This is a genomic window from Synechococcus sp. MEDNS5 (genome assembly GCF_014279875.1).
Taxonomy (GTDB): Bacteria; Cyanobacteriota; Cyanobacteriia; order PCC-6307; family Cyanobiaceae; genus Synechococcus_C.
In genome coordinates this window covers 1400014-1416105 of sequence record NZ_CP047952.1, presented here as the reverse complement: position 1 = coordinate 1416105, position 16092 = coordinate 1400014, and the positions used below count along the sequence as shown (strand labels likewise).

At 60.4% G+C, this 16092-nt stretch carries 15 protein-coding genes; 7 read left to right on the top strand and 8 right to left on the bottom strand.

Annotated features, from left to right (window positions below):
• Nucleotide 1: 1 nt before the first annotated feature.
• Genes bioB through SynMEDNS5_RS07590 form a run of 4 tightly spaced genes read left to right on the top strand, consistent with a single transcriptional unit; the run spans nucleotide 2 to nucleotide 3423 of the window.
• On the top strand, nucleotides 2-979 hold the full coding sequence (bioB, locus tag SynMEDNS5_RS07605; protein ID WP_186582833.1) for a biotin synthase BioB: 978 nt from the start codon (nucleotides 2-4) through the stop codon (nucleotides 977-979).
• Nucleotides 976-1923, top strand: coding sequence for a rhodanese-related sulfurtransferase (locus SynMEDNS5_RS07600; RefSeq protein WP_186582832.1), 948 nt, complete (start codon nucleotides 976-978; stop codon nucleotides 1921-1923). The genes bioB and SynMEDNS5_RS07600 overlap by 4 nt, the downstream gene beginning before the upstream one ends.
• 2 nt (nucleotides 1924-1925) lie before the next feature.
• Complete coding sequence (locus tag SynMEDNS5_RS07595) at nucleotides 1926-2921, top strand: DUF952 domain-containing protein (protein ID WP_186582831.1); 996 nt, start codon at nucleotides 1926-1928, stop codon at nucleotides 2919-2921.
• Nucleotides 2922-2925: 4 nt separating this feature from the next.
• Nucleotides 2926-3423, top strand: a complete 498-nt coding sequence (locus SynMEDNS5_RS07590) for a hypothetical protein (protein WP_186582830.1) — start codon at nucleotides 2926-2928, stop codon at nucleotides 3421-3423.
• Here SynMEDNS5_RS07590 and lipA read toward each other — a convergent pair.
• Nucleotides 3408-4307 carry a lipoyl synthase gene (lipA, locus tag SynMEDNS5_RS07585; RefSeq protein WP_186585903.1) on the bottom strand — a complete coding sequence of 300 codons (900 nt, stop codon included), beginning with the start codon at nucleotides 4305-4307 and terminating at the stop codon, nucleotides 3408-3410. The genes SynMEDNS5_RS07590 and lipA overlap by 16 nt on opposite strands.
• Before the next feature lie 14 nt (nucleotides 4308-4321).
• Nucleotides 4322-4900, bottom strand: coding sequence for a recombination mediator RecR (gene recR, locus SynMEDNS5_RS07580; RefSeq protein WP_370593590.1), 579 nt, complete (start codon nucleotides 4898-4900; stop codon nucleotides 4322-4324).
• A gap of 95 nt (nucleotides 4901-4995) precedes the next feature.
• On the opposite strand from recR, the gene psbP reads away from it, so the two are divergent.
• The 3 genes from psbP (at nucleotide 4996) to SynMEDNS5_RS07565 (ending at nucleotide 7129) form a co-directional block, all read left to right on the top strand.
• Nucleotides 4996-5550, top strand: coding sequence for a photosystem II reaction center PsbP (gene psbP / locus SynMEDNS5_RS07575; RefSeq protein WP_186582829.1), 555 nt, complete (start codon nucleotides 4996-4998; stop codon nucleotides 5548-5550).
• 70 nt (nucleotides 5551-5620) lie between these two features.
• The gene (locus SynMEDNS5_RS07570) at nucleotides 5621-6943 is read left to right on the top strand and encodes an NHLP bacteriocin system secretion protein (protein WP_186582828.1); all 1323 of its coding nucleotides are present in this window, start codon (nucleotides 5621-5623) and stop codon (nucleotides 6941-6943) included.
• 12 nt (nucleotides 6944-6955) lie between these two features.
• Complete coding sequence (locus SynMEDNS5_RS07565) at nucleotides 6956-7129, top strand: hypothetical protein (RefSeq protein ID WP_186582827.1); 174 nt, start codon at nucleotides 6956-6958, stop codon at nucleotides 7127-7129.
• On the opposite strand, the gene SynMEDNS5_RS07560 is transcribed toward SynMEDNS5_RS07565, so the two are convergent.
• From SynMEDNS5_RS07560 to SynMEDNS5_RS07535, 6 genes are read right to left on the bottom strand one after another with little or no spacing between them, the layout of a single operon-like run.
• Nucleotides 7112-8992, bottom strand: a complete 1881-nt coding sequence (locus tag SynMEDNS5_RS07560; protein WP_255440069.1) for a TolC family protein — start codon at nucleotides 8990-8992, stop codon at nucleotides 7112-7114. The two genes, SynMEDNS5_RS07565 and SynMEDNS5_RS07560, sit on opposite strands and share 18 nt — an antisense overlap.
• An 11-nt stretch (nucleotides 8993-9003) precedes the next feature.
• A complete protein-coding gene (locus tag SynMEDNS5_RS07555; RefSeq protein ID WP_186582826.1) occupies nucleotides 9004-10125 on the bottom strand; it encodes an FUSC family protein in 1122 nt (373 codons plus the stop codon).
• Entirely contained in the window at nucleotides 10122-11072 is a 951-nt protein-coding gene (locus tag SynMEDNS5_RS07550; RefSeq protein ID WP_186582825.1) for an FUSC family protein, read from the bottom strand. Before SynMEDNS5_RS07550 ends, SynMEDNS5_RS07555 begins: the two co-directional genes overlap by 4 nt.
• 48 nt (nucleotides 11073-11120) lie before the next feature.
• Entirely contained in the window at nucleotides 11121-12026 is a 906-nt protein-coding gene (locus SynMEDNS5_RS07545) for an LCP family protein (RefSeq protein WP_186582824.1), read from the bottom strand.
• Between the two features lie 55 nt (nucleotides 12027-12081).
• Nucleotides 12082-14187 (bottom strand): cation:proton antiporter, encoded by a 2106-nt coding sequence (locus SynMEDNS5_RS07540; RefSeq protein WP_186582823.1) that lies wholly within the window; start codon nucleotides 14185-14187, stop codon nucleotides 12082-12084.
• Nucleotides 14188-14199: 12 nt separating this feature from the next.
• On the bottom strand, nucleotides 14200-16008 hold the full coding sequence (locus SynMEDNS5_RS07535) for an ABC transporter ATP-binding protein (RefSeq protein WP_186582822.1): 1809 nt from the start codon (nucleotides 16006-16008) through the stop codon (nucleotides 14200-14202).
• Nucleotides 16009-16092: the final 84 nt, after the last annotated feature.

Genomic DNA, 16092 nt, shown 5'->3' with positions numbered 1-16092 from the left:
GATGAGCGAACGGGTAGAGCAACGCCATAACTGGTCTTTGGAAGAGATCGAAGCGCTTCTCCAGAGCCCTTTGATGGATCTGCTGTGGAACGCTCAGGCTGTGCACCGCACCGCCAATCCCGGCTACAGAGTGCAGTTGGCTTCACTGCTCAGCGTCAAGACCGGAGGCTGCGAGGAGGACTGTGCGTACTGTCCGCAGTCGATGCATCACAGCAGTGATGTCACAGGCCAGCCTGATCTTGAGGTGCAGGCGGTCCTCGACAGGGCCCGCGTGGCTGCTGAAGCCGGTGCTGATCGCTTCTGCATGGGCTGGGCCTGGCGTGAAATCCGCGAGGGCCCTGCATTCGAATCGATGCTGTCAATGGTCCGTGGCGTGAGGGGGCTTGGCCTTGAGGCCTGCGTGACTGCCGGCATGCTCACCGACAGACAGGCTGAACGACTGGCAGAAGCCGGGCTGACGGCCTACAACCACAACCTCGATACCAGTCCGGAGCATTACGACAACATCATCAGCACGCGCACCTATCAGGAGCGTTTGGAAACGCTTCAAAGGGTCCGAAAGGCAGGCGTGACGCTCTGTTGCGGCGGCATCATCGGCATGGGCGAGTCGCTCCGTGATCGCGCCTCAATGCTGCGGGTGTTGGCGTGTCTGGATCCCCATCCTGAAAGTGTGCCAATCAATGCGCTCGTTGCTGTGGAGGGCACCCCACTGGAGGCCGAACCAAGCATTGACCCCTTGGAGCTTGTGCGCATGGTGGCTGTTGCCCGGATCCTGATGCCCTACAGCCGCGTGCGGCTCAGTGCCGGGCGTGAGCAGCTCAATCGCGAAGCGCAGATTCTCTGCCTGCAGGCTGGAGCCGACTCGATTTTCTACGGAGACTCCTTGCTCACCACCAGCAACCCTGCGGTTGAGTCCGACCGTGCCCTTCTCGATGCAGCCGGAGTACAGGCCAGCTGGCAGGAGACTTCCGCTGCATGAGCCCGCTGCCCCCAGCTCCATCGCGGTTCCTGGTGGCTGCGTTCTACGCCTTCACCCCGCTGGAGAGGGACACCCTCTCTGCGTTGTTGAAGGAGCTTCCAGCACTGGCCGCTCAGGGGACTGTTCTCGGTTCCGTGCTGCTTGCACCCGAGGGGGTGAACGGAACCATTTCCGGTCCTGATGAGGGTGTTGAGCAACTTCTCAAGCGCTTGCGGTGTGATCTAGACCTTGGCGAAGCGCATTTTGAGCGCCTTCAGGTGAAATTCAGCCGCTGTGACCGTCAGGCCTTCCGGCGCTTCAAAGCGAGGCGGAAAAAGGAAATTGTGACCATGGGCGTCCCGTCCGTCGATCCGCGCGCGCGGGTTGGCACGTACGTTTCCCCATCCGACTGGAATGCTGTGGTCGATGATCCCGATACGCTCCTCATCGACACGCGCAATCGCTACGAGGTGGCCATTGGCAGCTTTGAGGGTGCTGTCGATCCAGGCACCGACAGCTTCCGAGAGTTTCCGCAATGGGTTGAAAAGGAACTTCGCCCGCTGGTGGAGCGCAAGGCTCCGGCTCGGATCGCCATGTTTTGCACCGGTGGCATCCGTTGCGAGAAAGCCAGCAGTTTTCTGATGCAGAACGGTTTCCCTGAGATTCATCATCTGCGGGGAGGAATTCTCAGCTACCTGGAGCAGATTCCCGAATCCGCAAGCCGATGGAGAGGGGAGTGCTTTGTGTTCGATCAGCGCGTCGCCCTCAACCATCAGCTTCACCCAGGGCAGCACAGGCTTTGTCATGCCTGCGGCCTGCCGCTCACGCCTGAGCAACGGGCGATGCAGAGCTATATCCCCGGGGTGCAGTGTCTTCACTGCAGGGACCAGTTCTCGGATCAGGATCGTGCCCGTTTCCGTGAACGCCAACGCCAGTGGGAGCAGCAGCACGCAGGTGGTCACTGACCATGGCACCCCTGCCGATTCTCTATAGCTTCCGGCGCTGTCCCTACGCCATGCGAGCCCGCTGGGCCGTTCTCGAGGCAGGTCTCCTGGTGCGATGGCGGGAAGTAGAACTCAAGGCCAAGCCCGCCGCCATGCTGGAGAGGTCGCCGAAGGGGACCGTTCCTGTTCTTGTGCTCGCCGACGGGACGACCATCGCCGAAAGTGTGGATGTGATGCACTGGGCCCTGCACCAGGCTGATCCCCGTGATCTCGCCCGTCGGCCGTGCCTCAAGCAGCAAGCCGAGATCCGGGAGCTCATCAACGCCAACGATGGTGCGTTCAAGCATCATCTGGATCGCTTCAAATACACCGATCGTTATGCCGGAGCCTGCAAAGAACAGCACCGACAGGCTGGTCTGGAGATTCTCCATCGCTGGTCGCAGCGGATCGACGGCTATGGAGGCTGGCTTCTGGAGGGTGGATGTTCGCTGGCGGACGCTGCCTTGTTCCCATTTGTGCGTCAGTGGCGGATTGCCGATCCGCAGGGATTCGACAGTGATCAGGGGTTAAAGGGCCTGCGCGGCTGGTTGCAGGGCTTCCTCGACAACCCTGGATTTGAACGCTTGATGCAACGGGCCGATCCATGGGCTCCAGGGGGGCATCAGCCCCATTTCCCAGCCGATGCCATCGCCGTACCCAAAAACGAACCTCTGTTCCATCTGGCTCTTGCAGAGGACTGGTCGCAGGCCGAGCGTTGCGGCCACTACTCCACCTCAACCCGGGGGTTGTCTGTGGAACAGGTGGGTTTCATTCACCTGTCCTGGCGAGACCAGATACCCGATACATTTCGGCGTTTTTACGCTGATGCCGGTGATGTCCGCTTGCTCACCGTTGATCCGATGCAGATTCAGGCCCCCTTGCGCGCTGATGCCGTTCCCAGTGGAGAGCTGTTCCCCCACCTTTATGGCGCCTTGCCTGTTGAGGCGGTGACCTCGGTCACCTCCTACCCCTCAGACTGAGCCGATGCTGGATCAACTTGAACGTGAGGCTTGCAGCCGCGACCTTCTGCTGAGGCTGCAGGTTGGGCGTCCCCTGGGCCTGTGGAGTCTGCGGCTGGTGGTGGCGCGCTCCAGCGAGGAGAGGCTGCAGTTGCTGGGGGAGATGAAAGCCTGGGCCTATGGACGGGCCGGTGGACTTCAGCTCGACACGCTGCGAGTTCTCCCCGGTGCACCGGCGGGATGCGCTGATCTGATTTGGGCCGCGACCATGGCCTGGGCCCTTGAAGCAACCCCTTGCCGCCGTGCCCGTCTGCTCGCGATCAGAGATGACGAGCGTCAGCATCGGCGACTGGTCCGCTACTTCCAGGCCAAGGGATTCCAGTCGGTGCGGGAGGTGCAGGCTGCTCTTTTGGATCTCCCTCTGCGCATGGTGTGGGGCGGTGCAGGTGAACTGATGGTGGGCGACTGTGCAGTTGTGCTCGAAGGCGCTCTAGGGCGTTGGCGTGCTCAGGCCGCGGCGTGATAGCTGCTGCGCACCAGTGGAGCGCTGCGCACCACGGAGAAGCCGAGTTCCGTGGCGATATGGCCCAGTTCTGAGAATTCATCCGGATGCCAGTAGCGGGCGACGGGAATGTGGGCCAGGGAAGGCCGCATGTACTGACCGATGGTGAGGCGTTGGCAGTCCACAGCCCGAAGGTGCTCCATGGTTTGGATCACCTCCTCTCGGGTTTCGCCCAGTCCGAGCATCAGCCCACTTTTGGTGGGGATCGATGGTGCGAGTTCCCTGGCAGCGGCCAGCAGTCCCAGCGAGCGTTCGTAGGTCGCACCCCGTCTCACCTCGCCCTGCATGCGCTCGACGGTTTCCAGATTGTGGTTGAAGCAGATGGGGGAGGCGTCGAGAACCGTTTTCAATCGCCGCCGCTGCATCTGGATCCCTTCACGCTGGTCCGGCTGGCCGCCCCAGAAGTCTGGAGTGAGCACCTCGATCGCGATCAGCGGATTGCGCTGTCGGATCGCTTCCATGGCCGTGGTGAAGAGAGAAGCGCCATGGTCCTCAAGATCGTCGCGGGCAACAGCGGTGAGCACCACATAACGGAGCCCCATGGTGATCACGGCATCCGCCACCCGCTCCGCTTCCAGGGGGTTCAGGGCTTCGGGTGCCCGGCCCTTGTCCACCTGACAGAACGCACAACTGCGTGTGCAGATGGACCCACCCAGCAGAAATGTGGCCGTACCGGCGGCGTAACATTCGCCCCGATTCGGGCAGCGTCCTTCTTCGCAGATGGTGTGAAGGGCGTTGGATTTCACAAGGGTTTGAACACGCTCGATCGCGGAGGCGTCGCCGATGGATCGCCGCAACCACTCGGGCAGACGTTCCCGCGGCGGGATCGAGGAGTAGCGACTGATCTGACCCATGCCCATCACTCCACAGCCCGCCGCCCTTCGAGCGCCCGGCTGAGGGTGACGTCGTCGGCATATTCCAGCTCACTGCCCACCGGCAGCCCATAGGCAATCCGACTGACACGGGTGAACGGCTTGAGCAACCTGGCCACATAGAGGCTGGTGGTGTCGCCTTCCACACTGGGCGTGAGCGCCAGGATCACTTCGTCGGTGTTGTTGGCTGCGACCCTCTTCACCAAGCTGGAGATCTGAAGCAGGTCGGGGCCGATTCCATCCATGGGTGAGATCAGGCCTCCGAGAACGTGATAATGACCTGAAAATTCCCGGGTGCGTTCCAGTGCCAGGAGATCGCGTGAATCAGCCACCACGCAGATCTGGCCGTTGGACCGTTCCGGATTACGGCAGATTTCACAGATTGTCTCTGCGCTGAGGTGGTGGCAGGTCTGGCACTGGCCAACCTCCGTTCGCGCCGCCAGGAGTGCATCGGCAAAACTGCGGATCTGCTCCTCCGGTTGGCGAAGCAGGTGCAGGGCCAGTCGCTGGGCAGTGCGTGGGCCAATACCAGGCAACCGTTCGAATTGATCGATCAGCCGTGCCAGTGGGCGGGTAAAGCCGCTCAGAACTCTTTGGCAAGTGTCCGGAATCTAGGCAGGCATTTGCACGGGCAGAATGCTCCCATCCTGACGATGTCCCGATGCGTTTTCCGCTGCACTCTTCGCTCAGAACATTGTGCGCACTTCTCTGCGTCTTGATGCTGACCGCGTGCAGCGGAGCGGGGGCGGGGCTCAACTCCTTTAAGAGCCCCGACGGACGTTATGCCTTCCTCTACCCGGCTGGGTGGACCCGCGTGGCCGTGACCGGGGGGCCGCAGGTGGTCTTTCACGACCTGATCAATAGTGATGAAACCGTCAGCCTGGTGGTTTCCGATGTGGATCCAGACAATGACCTTGAAGGGCTGGGAAGTGCCGTTGCCATCGGCGAACGACTGCGTCGTGAGGTGATTGCTCCCGACGGCAGCGGCCGTGATGCTGAACTCATCGAAGCGCGCGAACGGGAGAGCGCAGGTCACACGTTCTATGACCTGGAATACGCCGTTCATCTTCAAAACCGCGATCGGCACGAGCTGGCCACGGTTGTGGTTGATCGCGGTCGCCTCTACACCCTGGCCACCAGCACCAACGAAGAGCGCTGGACGAAGGTTCAGGGATTGTTTGAGTCAGTGATCACCTCCTTCACCCTGCTGATTTGAATCGATGCCGTCGGCATGAACTGTCCTCCTGCGTGCAGCGGCAGTTGCGAGTCAGCAGCAGGATGCCCCTATGACGACATCCAGCCGGGTTGAACGACTCAGAGGTCGCTGGAATGGCCTCTCCGAGCACCAGCAAGTTGGTGCATCCCTGGCAGGTGTCGGTGGATTGTTTGGCCTTTGGCTGATGTTCTGGCCTGTTCCCACGCAAGTGGAAGGTCAGGGCGTTTTGATTTACCCCGACAATGCGGGCATCCTCAATGCCCGCTCGGGAGGGCAGGTTCTGAGCCTTGACACCAAGGTGGGTGACCGGGTGCGCCAGGGGCAGGTGTTGATGACCCTGTATCTCCCAGTGCTGGAACGGCAGCTCGATCAGCAGCAAGGCAATCTCGAGCAGCTAATCCTTCAGAACGAGGAGCTCAACAAACGCGACGCTCTGCGTATCGCCACTGCCAAGGCAGCCCTGGACACGGCTCTCGCCAAGCTCGATGACGATCAGAAACGGCTGGCTCAACTGCAATCCACCTACACCAGCAAGCTCAAGAATCTCGATTGGCTTGCCCAGCGCGATGTGGTGGCGCCGCTGTCAAGGGCTGTGGTGTCTGCAGAGCAAGGTCTGACGACGACCAGTGTTCAGCTGGATGACATCAAGATTCAGCGCAAGGATGAGATCACACAGTTCCAGCAGATCAAGTTGGGCATCGAAACCGAGCAACTCGATCGAACCTTTCAGATCGACGATCTCAAGCGCCAGATCAAGGTGACGGAAGCCAAGATTGCCTTCGATGGCAAGGTGATCGCCGAGCGCAGTGGAACGGTTCTCGATTTACAGGTCATTGCCGGTCAGACCGTGAAAACCAGTGACCGCCTCGGCACCATTGGCCGAAACCAAGCACCAGCGGCTAATCAACGTAAAACCGGAGGCGATCTGATTGCTGTCTCCTACTTTTCTCCGGCGGATGCCCGTCGTCTCCCGCTCGGGCTTCCAGTGGAGGTGGTCCCACACTGGAACCAGCGTGGTCGTTTCGGTGGGATCGAGGGCAAAGTGCGCAGTGTGCTCACGCTGCCTGCGACGCAGGAAGACATCTCCACAACCGTCGGCAATGGTCAGCTGGCCGAAGAACTGGTGAAGGATGGGCCGGTGATGCGTGCCGAGATCGAACTCGATCGTGTCCCCGGCAGCGATGATGGTTACCGCTGGACCTTGTCTCAAGGCAGCGGCGTGTTTCCGATCCGCGATGGCCTCACCGTCGATACATTTGCCTACGTCGAATGGCGATCTCCGATCACCTACATCATTCCCGGTTTGCGCTCGCTGACCGGTGGGTTCCGCACCTTCCGCATCGATCGTGTCTGGGATCTGCCCTTCCTAAGGCAGCCCGGAACTCCACAGTGATGTCTTAACGCCATGGCCATCCGTCCTCTTCTCCGTCAGGAGCTTCCTTGGCTTATTTCTGAGATCGTTCTGCTAATCGTTCTGTTGAATGCCAACCCCCCAGAACTGTGGTTTTGGTTGGTTGTGTTTCTGGTGGTGTTCGGCTATCGGATCGAGCGTTGGTGGTCTTCAAGGCCAGGGAGCTGATCGAAGCGACGACTGCTCGAGGGTGAGGGTTGCTGGAATGGCCTGCTGCGGGTTGCGAGGCATGGGAAGCAGTTCCCTGAGCAGCTGGGCGTAGGTGACATTCACATCCACGGTGGCGATCAGGCGATTGACCAGGGAGTTCACCAGCTGGGTTTGGGTGACGGAGAGATCCACTTCATTGGCAAGGCCTGTTTTGTAGCGAAGGGTGCTGTCACGGAAGGCTTCCTTGCTGGCTCCCACGGCACGACGCGCTGAAAGCAGCTTGGCGAGGCTGGCCTCATGGTTCAAGAAGGCCCGTTCAAGGCGAAGGCGGATGGCATTGCGAGTGGCCGCATAGGCCTGGGTTGCGGCTTGTTCCTGGATGGACAGCGCTTTGACGGCATTGGAGGTGACACCGGCATTGAAGATCATCCAGTTGAACGCCAGACCGACCGACCAGTCGTATCCGGCGACCTGCTCCAGCGGCAGAAATGTGGCGCCACAGCAGCCGCCACCGATGAGGGAAAAGTTGAAGATGCGCTCCACAGAGGCCAGTCCGCCAACAGAGGCAAACAGGCTGAGCTGGGGAAGCAGCTGGGCCGCAGTCTCGTCCTGGCGCAAGGCCAGCGCCCGCCTTGTGGCAAGGATCGCGTCGAGTTCTGGGTTGTCGTCATAAGCGGCCAGCAGCGTCTGTTCAAGATTCAGGGGCCAGGCCGGTGAGAGGGTGATCGGGTCAGCGGCGCTGGGAATCACATCAGCAGGCAGATTGAGCACGCTCCAGAGAGCCCGTCTGGAGACCGCGCGGTCAGCAAGAGCCTGGATGAGATCTTCCTGATCTGTGGCGAGGGTGGCACTGCGGCGCAGCAGGTCAACGCGTGGCACCAGACCAGCCTGTTTGAGATTCAGGGTGTCTTCCAACACGATCAAATCCGTTCTCACCACGGCGTCGCGGATGCGCACCAACTGCTCGTTGAGTTGAAGCTGGTAATAGGCCTCGCTGACTTCCAACTGCAGGGTCCGAAGCTGGTTGGCGTACTGCTGCTGGAACTGTTCGAGCCTGGCTTCAGCGGCCCGCACCCTGGGGGTGCGCGCGAAATCGATCACTGCATAATTCAGTTCCAGTCCAGCCTGGGATTCCACTCCGTTGGCTACGGTATAGAGGCCACCGCCGGCAGGAACGAAAAAGGGTCCTGCCTGCTCATCACTCCCCGTGGCGCTGATGTTGGTGAGGGCAAGATTTGGTGCCTGTCCTTGTTCGGCAAACAAAGGCCCGAATCCAAACGAGTTGTTGGCGTAGGGCGAATAAGTCGTGCTGCCGCTTTGGAATCCCTCGGCGTCGGCAAACACGCTGATCGTGGGCCAGTAGGTGCCGGACAGCGACGCCACCCTGGCGGCCTGGGCTTCGATCCGTTCACGCTGCACCTGCAGGGAAGGATTGTTGCGGAAGGCGATGGCGACTGACTGCTCCAGGGTGACCGATTGCACGGGGGTGGCCGTACTGGCGCTGCCCGGAAGGGCGAGGGGATTGTCTGGCCGACTGTTGTCGTCCAGCAACGGACCCTCTGCCGGTCGGTTGGCGTCCATCAGATTGGCGGGTAACTCCGGAGTCAGGAGGTCATCGCTTGCATCCAGCGCTGGTGCAGGTCCGAGCAGGGTGTCAAGGCTGTCGAGCTGTTGATTGAGGCGTTCCCAGCTGCGTTCCAGTTGCAGCGTGCTGCCGCCAAGATTCAGGGGAGGTGCAGCAGCGCCAGCCTGTAAAGGAGCGGAGTGAACAACGGCAGGCAGGACGCCTCCTATCACTGGGATCAGAAGAGTTCCTTGGATGGTGATCCTGATCAAGGAACTGTCCTGACGTTGCTTGTCCACGATCCTGCCAAGCTGCATGGTTCAGACCTTTAAGCAGTGACAGGCGTTGAGCTGGCCATCCCCGGTTTGCAGTTGCGCAGTGCTGAAGCTGCGTGATCGATCAGTGAGGCCCGTAGAACAATTTGTCGCATTCTTGCGGCGGCGATCGCTTGGGCGTCGTGGTCCTGAAGTGTGTCTCTTTCAAGACTCCTCATCAATTGGCCTGAAACGGCATCCAGGTCGCGGTTGAGCTTGCTGAGCGTGTCCAGATTGAGAGTCTGTTTCTCTCCCAGAGATGGTTGGCGCAGATCCATGGCCAGGGTGTTGAGGAGGACGATCAGATGGCGCAAAACCTCAGCCTCTCGTCGATGCAACGCTTTGATCACTGCTGGGGAATGAATCGGGGCAGGCAGACCGCGAAGCCCATCCAGAACGGACAGCAGTTGGGAGCAGAGAAGATCCAGTTCGCTCCAGAGCTCATGCAGAGGGTGATTTTCAGGATTGACTCCCAGCTCCAGCTGCGCGCTCTCCCGCTGGCTGCGGATGGCGGTGAGCTGCCTGAGCAACGCTTCGCGACGTTGCCGTCGGCTGGGCATCGACAACCGTGCTGGTGTGTCTTGTTCAAGACGCTCGGCTTCAAGAGAAAACTCCCCACTCAGGGCATCCACCAACGTGGCTAAGCCCTGGTTCTGGTTGGGGATGCTGTTGCTGGGCCAGATGCTTCGGGTGGCCCAAAGCGACAGAACAATGCCGACCGCCGTCCAGAAAAGCCTTGCTGTTCCCCAGCTGGTTTCAACTGCTTCATGGACAAGCCAGCCCATTACCACGATATTGCCAGCCACCTTGTAGCCCACTTGCAGACCGAGCGCTCCACCCAGGAGACGTACCGTTGCGAGGGCTAATCCGAGCGCCAGAGGGAGGGGCATCTGAATGCCTCGGGAAAAAACAGCGAGCACGACAATCCCAAGCACACTGCCAAGCATCCGTTGGATGCTGAGATTCAGGGAGTTGCCGTAGCTGCTCGATAAAACCGCTGCGGTTGTCAGGGGGATGTAATAGCCAAAGTCGAGGGGGCTGAGCAGTCCGAATCCCGCGCCCAACCCTGTGATCAGTGCCAGGCGGAGATCGGAGCGAAGCACCCAGGGACGGGCTGAAGAGGGTTGTTTACTCATGGCTGATGGGCTCGGTCCAAAAGCTGTTGGCTGCGGATCAGCCGCCGGAAACGGGTGACCTGTTCTTCAAGGGCGATGCGTTGAGGAAGCGCTAGCGGGGATCCGCTCGACTCCAATCTCAGCGCTTCTGCTGGGGCTCCCGGCTCACTGAGGTGATGGCTCAGGTAGTGACTCAGCTCGGGGAGCGTGTTCGTTCCCAAGTCCTGATGCACGCGCTGGATCAGCCTCTCCACCAGAAGCCAGCGCACCTGTAAACATCGCCAGAGGCTCATCCGCTGAGCCCAGCGCAAGCGCTTCAGCGTGCGCGCATGTCTGTCGCCCAGGCTGTTTTCAATGTTGATCAGGCGTTGCAGTTCCAGAACCTGCCGGGTGATCGCTTCCGCGTTGATGGCCGGGGGCGTGAGGCCTTCTCCCCTGAGTGCGGTGCTGTGAATGTCGAGCCGTTGATGCAGGGTGCTTTCAAGTTTCTGATGCAACTCCTGCATGCGGGCCAAACGGTTCTTCGGCCAGAGCAGCCGTCCCATCATCAGCGCCACCGCGATGCCCACGAGCGTGTCGACGGTGCGGTTGAACACGTAGCTCCAGTTGAGTTGGGTGTACGCATCGATGCCGAGAAACATCACCGTCACCACAACGGCTGTTGAGAGCCCACTCGACCAACCCATGCGTCTGAGCAGTGGAACGGTGATCAGCAAGCTCACAAGGATTCCGATCCAGCCCGTGAGGATGGAATGAACCAGAAAGGTGACGAGGCCTCCAACGGCTGTGCCAAGCATCCTGCCGCGCGCCGCTTGCAGGCTGTTTTCATCCTGGTCATCGACCACGGTGATGACGGCCAGCAAGGGGTACCAGAGGTAGGTGATGCGTTGAAAATGTTGGGCAATGGCACAGGTGATCAGGATGCTGAGACCCAGTCGAAGACTTTGTTTCAGCAGATTTCCGTCCAATGCATCCCTGGCGTCGCCAACAGTCTGGTCGGAGTGTGGTGTACTGGCTCAGAACAGAAAGCGGTAGCGCCAACTGCTGGATTCAGTGGCGTCGCTGCCCCGGGGCCTCTCACCCGGCCACTCCGTCTCCAGATAACTGATGCCGTTGCGAAAGAAAGGCCGCGCCGGCAGCCGTTCAGTTTCAAGTTCGGTGAGTCCCATGGCTGTGATCAACCCTCCCAGTTCCATCGCGCCGAGATCCGTGTCGAGATTGCTGCCCGCTGCGTTGATCAGCGCTGGGAGCTTCATCAGATGTTGGGGTTTCGTCAGGGTGCTGAACAGGCTCTTGAGAACCAGCTTCTGGCGTTCGAGTCGTCCGAGGTCTCCTTCGCCGTCATGGCGCCAGCGCAGGAATCCTTCCAACTCACGGCCGCGGAGCACCTGGCGGCCCGGCTGTAGATCGATCAGTAATCCCTGGCTGTTGTCGCGGTAGTAAAGACGCTTTGGAACATCCACCTCAACGCCGCCCACCAGATTGCTCAGGGTGCGGATCCCTTCAAGGTTGACGAGGATGTGGTGGTCGATCGGACGTCCCATCAGTCGTGAGAGCTCCTTCTTCACGGCATCCGCACCACCACGGGCAAACAGGGCATTGGCCTTGAGCGGCCCGAAGCTGCGTGAATCGATATAGCTGTCCCTTGGAATCTGGGTGATAGAGGTCCGGCCCGCCTCGAGCCTCACGGTGAAGATGGCGTCGGTGTTTCCGCCTCCTTCATCCACTCCCAATACCAAAACCTCGCGATTGTCGAAGACTGACCAGGCCGAGAAAGGATTGCTCACTGGAATCAGTGGCGGGACGTCTGCTTCCGGCATCAGAGTCCGACTCAGCGGAATCGCCAGCAGAAATCCTCCAGTCAGCCCTGCGGCTGCTGCCGTGAGGAGGGTTTGGGTTCCGACGCGTTGCCGGTGGTTCATCGCCTTAACTTAGGGCGTTATTTCCTAGCTCTTAAGCTTTTCTTTCTGTTATTGCTCAGAGGAGTGGGTCGCTGATCACCAGGGATGAGCATTTCAGCTGGTTCACCAGATTGCTGGTGCGGTCACTGGCGGGGATCGGCAGACCGGCAACGCGGCGTCGCTGAGAGCGCAGGATCACCAAGTCGTGATGACGGCTCAGGCGGTGGATGATGCGATCGACTCCAGGCCCTTCACAGAGCTCAATGCGCAGGTCAAGTTCTTCGGCGTCGTCCCGAGCGGACCAGCTGAGGAGCTCACCGCGCATCCATGACCGGTCATGCCGATTAAAGCGTGGGTCATGAATATGCAGGAGGGTAATGCGGGTGCTGCTGGTTTCGGTTGCGTTGTCTTGAAGGCGCAAGGCCAACTCGAACTGTTCCCGCGCACTGGAGGAGAGATCCTTGATTGGTACAAGGATTCTGCGGAATCCTGTATCGGGTTCTCGCTTCAGATTCACCACCACCACCGGACAGTGAGCTGTTCTGCAGACTCCATCCACCAAGTCGCCGAGTAACCAGTTGCGCAGGCGATCGGGACGACCTGCTCCGATCAGCAGCAAATCGGCCCCTTGCTCCAGGGCGCTGCGGCTCATGCCTCCAGGGATGTCCTCATCCAGGCGCAGCAGGCAGCGGGTGGTCACGGTGAGGTTGTTGCCGATCACTGACGCTTCTTTGAGGCGCTCTCTGGCCGCGGCGAGGGCTCTGTTGAGCCCACCTCTGGCATCCTCGAGATTGGGGCTGACAAGCGCGAGGGGCAGCAGCTGTCCGCTCTTGTCATCGTCTCCTTTGAGCAGGCGTGCCGCGATGGTCAGAAGGCGCCCCTCGGTGGCTGGATTCGAGATGGGCACAACGATCTTCAAAGGCCTTCGCACAACGGCTCGGCTGGCTGAGGTGGCGCTTGCGTGCGCTGTTGTGCTGGTGAGGATCGGTTTGGAGATGCTCTCGTCTGGTTCCATCAGCGCCACCACGGAGCGGGTGGTGAGCGTCGGGCCCAGGGTCGCCGTTACCACCATCACAGCGAGCACACTGTTCAACACCGTGGCATCAAGCAGTCCGGCTTGAAATCCCACGAAGGCTGTGGCCAGCGTGGCGGCCACCTTCGGCATCGCCAGGGACCACATCAGCAGGATCTGATTGTTGCTGTATCCGAACCAGCGGCCGGCGATCAGCGCGGCCAGGGCCTTGCAGCCCAGGGCCCCAACCAGCATCAAGGCAGTGAAGTCGAGCGTGTTCACACTTGCGGCGAGGTCACCGAGATTGAGCAGCAGCCCAAGGTGAATGAAGAAAATGGGGATGAAGAGCGCGCCGCCCACGAAGATCACCTGCTCCTTCACTTTCCCTTCAGGCAGCACTGAATTCACCGCCAGTCCGGCGAGAAAAGCGCCGACGATTTTTTCGACACCCGCGAGTTCAGCGCCGAGGGAGGCAATGAACAGGGCCAGCAACACCGTGAGAAACACGCGGTTTTCATCGGTGATGCTGCGCATCCAGAGACGTCGCCCGAGCCAGCGGATCGCCCAGACAACTCCCACTGAGAAGATCGCGATGCTGGCGAACAACCCCGTCATCCCTGCAGCCGTCAGGTTTCCGCGACCAAGACCGAGGGCGACAGCCAGCAGGAGCAGCGCGGCGATGTCCGTGAGGATTGTGCTGCCGACGCTGACGATCACCGATTCATCACGCTGGGCTCCGTAGCTGCGCACGATTGGATACCCCAGGGGGGTGTGCGTGGCCATCAGAGCCCCGAGCAGCAGGCTGGGGACCAGGGAGAACCCGAAAAGCTGTCCAATTCCGACCCCAGTGGCCACACCAAAGGCAAACACCAAGAATCCGAACCCAATCGAGCGGTTTTTGACGCGGTTGAATTCCTCGAGATCGATCTCCAGGCCGACGGTGAACAGCAGGTAGATCGCGCCGATATCGGAAAGCAGGGTGATGGTTTCCCCCTGGGCATCAAGCCATTGCAGGCAGTGGGGGCCTACCAGAACACCTGCTGCCAAAAGGCCTACGAGGTCTGGCAGTCGCAGGCGTCGGGTGAGGGGAGGGACCAGCACGGCGATGGCCACCAGCAGGGCAAAAATGCCCAGCGGGTGTTCCATCATGTGATGCAAAGAAGCTGCCATCAGCTCCGGTGCTTAAAGGGCCAGAGCTTCGTCGCCTCGCAGGCCAGCTTGAACGCGCCAAAGGTCTGCGTAGGCACCTGGCTGATGCAGGAGTTGGTCATGGGTTCCGTCCTCAACAATGCGTCCCTGATCCATGACGACGATTCGATCGGCATGACGCACCGTGCTGAGGCGATGGGCAATAACCAGTGTGGTTCGGTTAACGGTGATGTGCATCAGGGACCGCTGGATCGCCGCTTCAGTGTCGTTGTCAACGGCGGCTGTCGCCTCATCGAGCACCAGAATCGGTGCATCTTTGAGGATCGCGCGAGCGAGAGCGATGCGCTGACGCTGTCCACCTGAGAGCCTCTGGCCTCGCTCGCCCACCACCGTGTCGAAGCCATCCGGCAGGGCATCGATGAAGTCGAGCGCTTCCGCCTGGCGGGCCGACTCACGGACTGCATGGTCTGTGGCCTCGGGAGCTGCGTAGGCGATGTTGTCGCGTACGGTGCCGTGGAAGAGGTAGATGTCCTGGCTGACGAGAGCGATCGCCCGCCGCAGGTCACCGAGCTGCAATTGATCGATCGCGATGCCATCAAGAAGGATCTGGCCTCCGCTCAGGGGATACAGGCGCAGGAGAAGCTTCACCAGAGAGCTTTTGCCTGATCCGGTCGCGCCGACAATTCCCAGGGTGCTCCCTGCCTGAATGGTGAGATCGAAGTGTTTCAGGAGCGGTGGCCTGTCCCGATAGGCGAAGTTCACGGCCTCGTAACGCACTTCACCCTTGATGCGAGCGTGATCCAGGGTCCGAGTGCCCCCGGAGATGCGAATCGGCGTGTCGATCAGATCCAGCACCCGGTGAGTGGAGGCCATGGAGCGCTGGTAATCATCGAGCGTGCGGCCGAGCGTGGTGAGGGGCCAGAGCAACCGCTGGGTAATGAACACGAGAAAGCTGTAGGTGCCCACAGCGATCACCCCCTGCCACGCCTGGAGACCTCCGATCAGGAGGATCGCCAGGAACGCGAACAGAATCGCGAAGCGAATGAGAGGGATGAAAGCGGCCGAGATGCGGATGGCGCTGCGGTTGCAGTGCCTGTAAGCGTTGCTCTCCTGCCGCAGTTGCTCCAGCTCCCAGGCTTCATTGGCGAAGCTCTTGATCGTGAGCATGCCGCCGAGGTTGTTGCTCAGCCGGGCTGCCAGGTTGCCGGCCCGTTCACGGACCTCGCGGTAGCGCGGGGCAAGCTGCCGTTGAAAACGCAGAGACCCCCAAAGAATCACAGGAATGGGAAGAAAGCTGAAGAGCGCCACCCCTGGGGCCACAACGGTCATGGCACTACCGACCAGCAGCACGGTGGTGATCAGATGCAGGATTTCGTTGGCACCGTGATCAAGAAAGCGCTCGAGCTGGTTGATGTCGTCATTGAGAACAGTCAGCAGCCTGCCGCTGCTGTCGCGCTCAAAAAAATCCATCTCCAACTTCTGGAGATGGTCGTAGGCCTCAAGCCGAAGACTGTGCTGCGTGGATTGGGCCAGATTGCGCCACAGCACGCCGTAGAGATATTCAAAAAGTGATTCAGCTGTCCAGACGATGAATGACAGGACTGCCAACACGGTGAGCTGGGTTGGCACCGTTGTGGCTCCGAGCTTGGCCAGCCAGGACGTGTCCTGCTGGACTACCACATCCACCGCCAGCCCGATCAGCACTGGCGGAGCAAGGTCGAAAATTTTGTTGATCACTGAGCAGCTGGCCGCCATCCAGACTCTCCGCCGATAGGGCCTCAAGTGGAGAATCAGGCGGCTGAGTGCGGCCGGACTTTGTGCTGGAGCAACAGAGGACGGCATCCGTGAATTCTGCAGTCCTTGTATTCAAGCGTTGTGTTGCACCTGAACATCCACAGGAGCAAGGGCGCTGTAGACCGGAAGAAG

What these genes read in the sequence shown, in the direction of transcription:
- SynMEDNS5_RS07540 (WP_186582823.1), bottom strand. Translation starts at nt 14,187, where the DNA reads ATGGCAGCTTCTTTGCATCACATGATGGAACACCCGCTGGGCATTTTT.
- bioB (WP_186582833.1), top strand. Translation starts at nt 2, where the DNA reads ATGAGCGAACGGGTAGAGCAACGCCATAACTGGTCTTTGGAAGAGATC.
- SynMEDNS5_RS07560 (WP_255440069.1), bottom strand. Translation starts at nt 8,992, where the DNA reads ATGCAGCTTGGCAGGATCGTGGACAAGCAACGTCAGGACAGTTCCTTG.
- SynMEDNS5_RS07565 (WP_186582827.1), top strand. Translation starts at nt 6,956, where the DNA reads ATGGCCATCCGTCCTCTTCTCCGTCAGGAGCTTCCTTGGCTTATTTCT.
- SynMEDNS5_RS07545 (WP_186582824.1), bottom strand. Translation starts at nt 12,026, where the DNA reads ATGAACCACCGGCAACGCGTCGGAACCCAAACCCTCCTCACGGCAGCA.
- SynMEDNS5_RS07535 (WP_186582822.1), bottom strand. Translation starts at nt 16,008, where the DNA reads ATGCCGTCCTCTGTTGCTCCAGCACAAAGTCCGGCCGCACTCAGCCGC.
- SynMEDNS5_RS07600 (WP_186582832.1), top strand. Translation starts at nt 976, where the DNA reads ATGAGCCCGCTGCCCCCAGCTCCATCGCGGTTCCTGGTGGCTGCGTTC.
- SynMEDNS5_RS07555 (WP_186582826.1), bottom strand. Translation starts at nt 10,125, where the DNA reads ATGAGTAAACAACCCTCTTCAGCCCGTCCCTGGGTGCTTCGCTCCGAT.
- psbP (WP_186582829.1), top strand. Translation starts at nt 4,996, where the DNA reads ATGCGTTTTCCGCTGCACTCTTCGCTCAGAACATTGTGCGCACTTCTC.
- SynMEDNS5_RS07595 (WP_186582831.1), top strand. Translation starts at nt 1,926, where the DNA reads ATGGCACCCCTGCCGATTCTCTATAGCTTCCGGCGCTGTCCCTACGCC.
- SynMEDNS5_RS07570 (WP_186582828.1), top strand. Translation starts at nt 5,621, where the DNA reads ATGACGACATCCAGCCGGGTTGAACGACTCAGAGGTCGCTGGAATGGC.
- SynMEDNS5_RS07590 (WP_186582830.1), top strand. Translation starts at nt 2,926, where the DNA reads ATGCTGGATCAACTTGAACGTGAGGCTTGCAGCCGCGACCTTCTGCTG.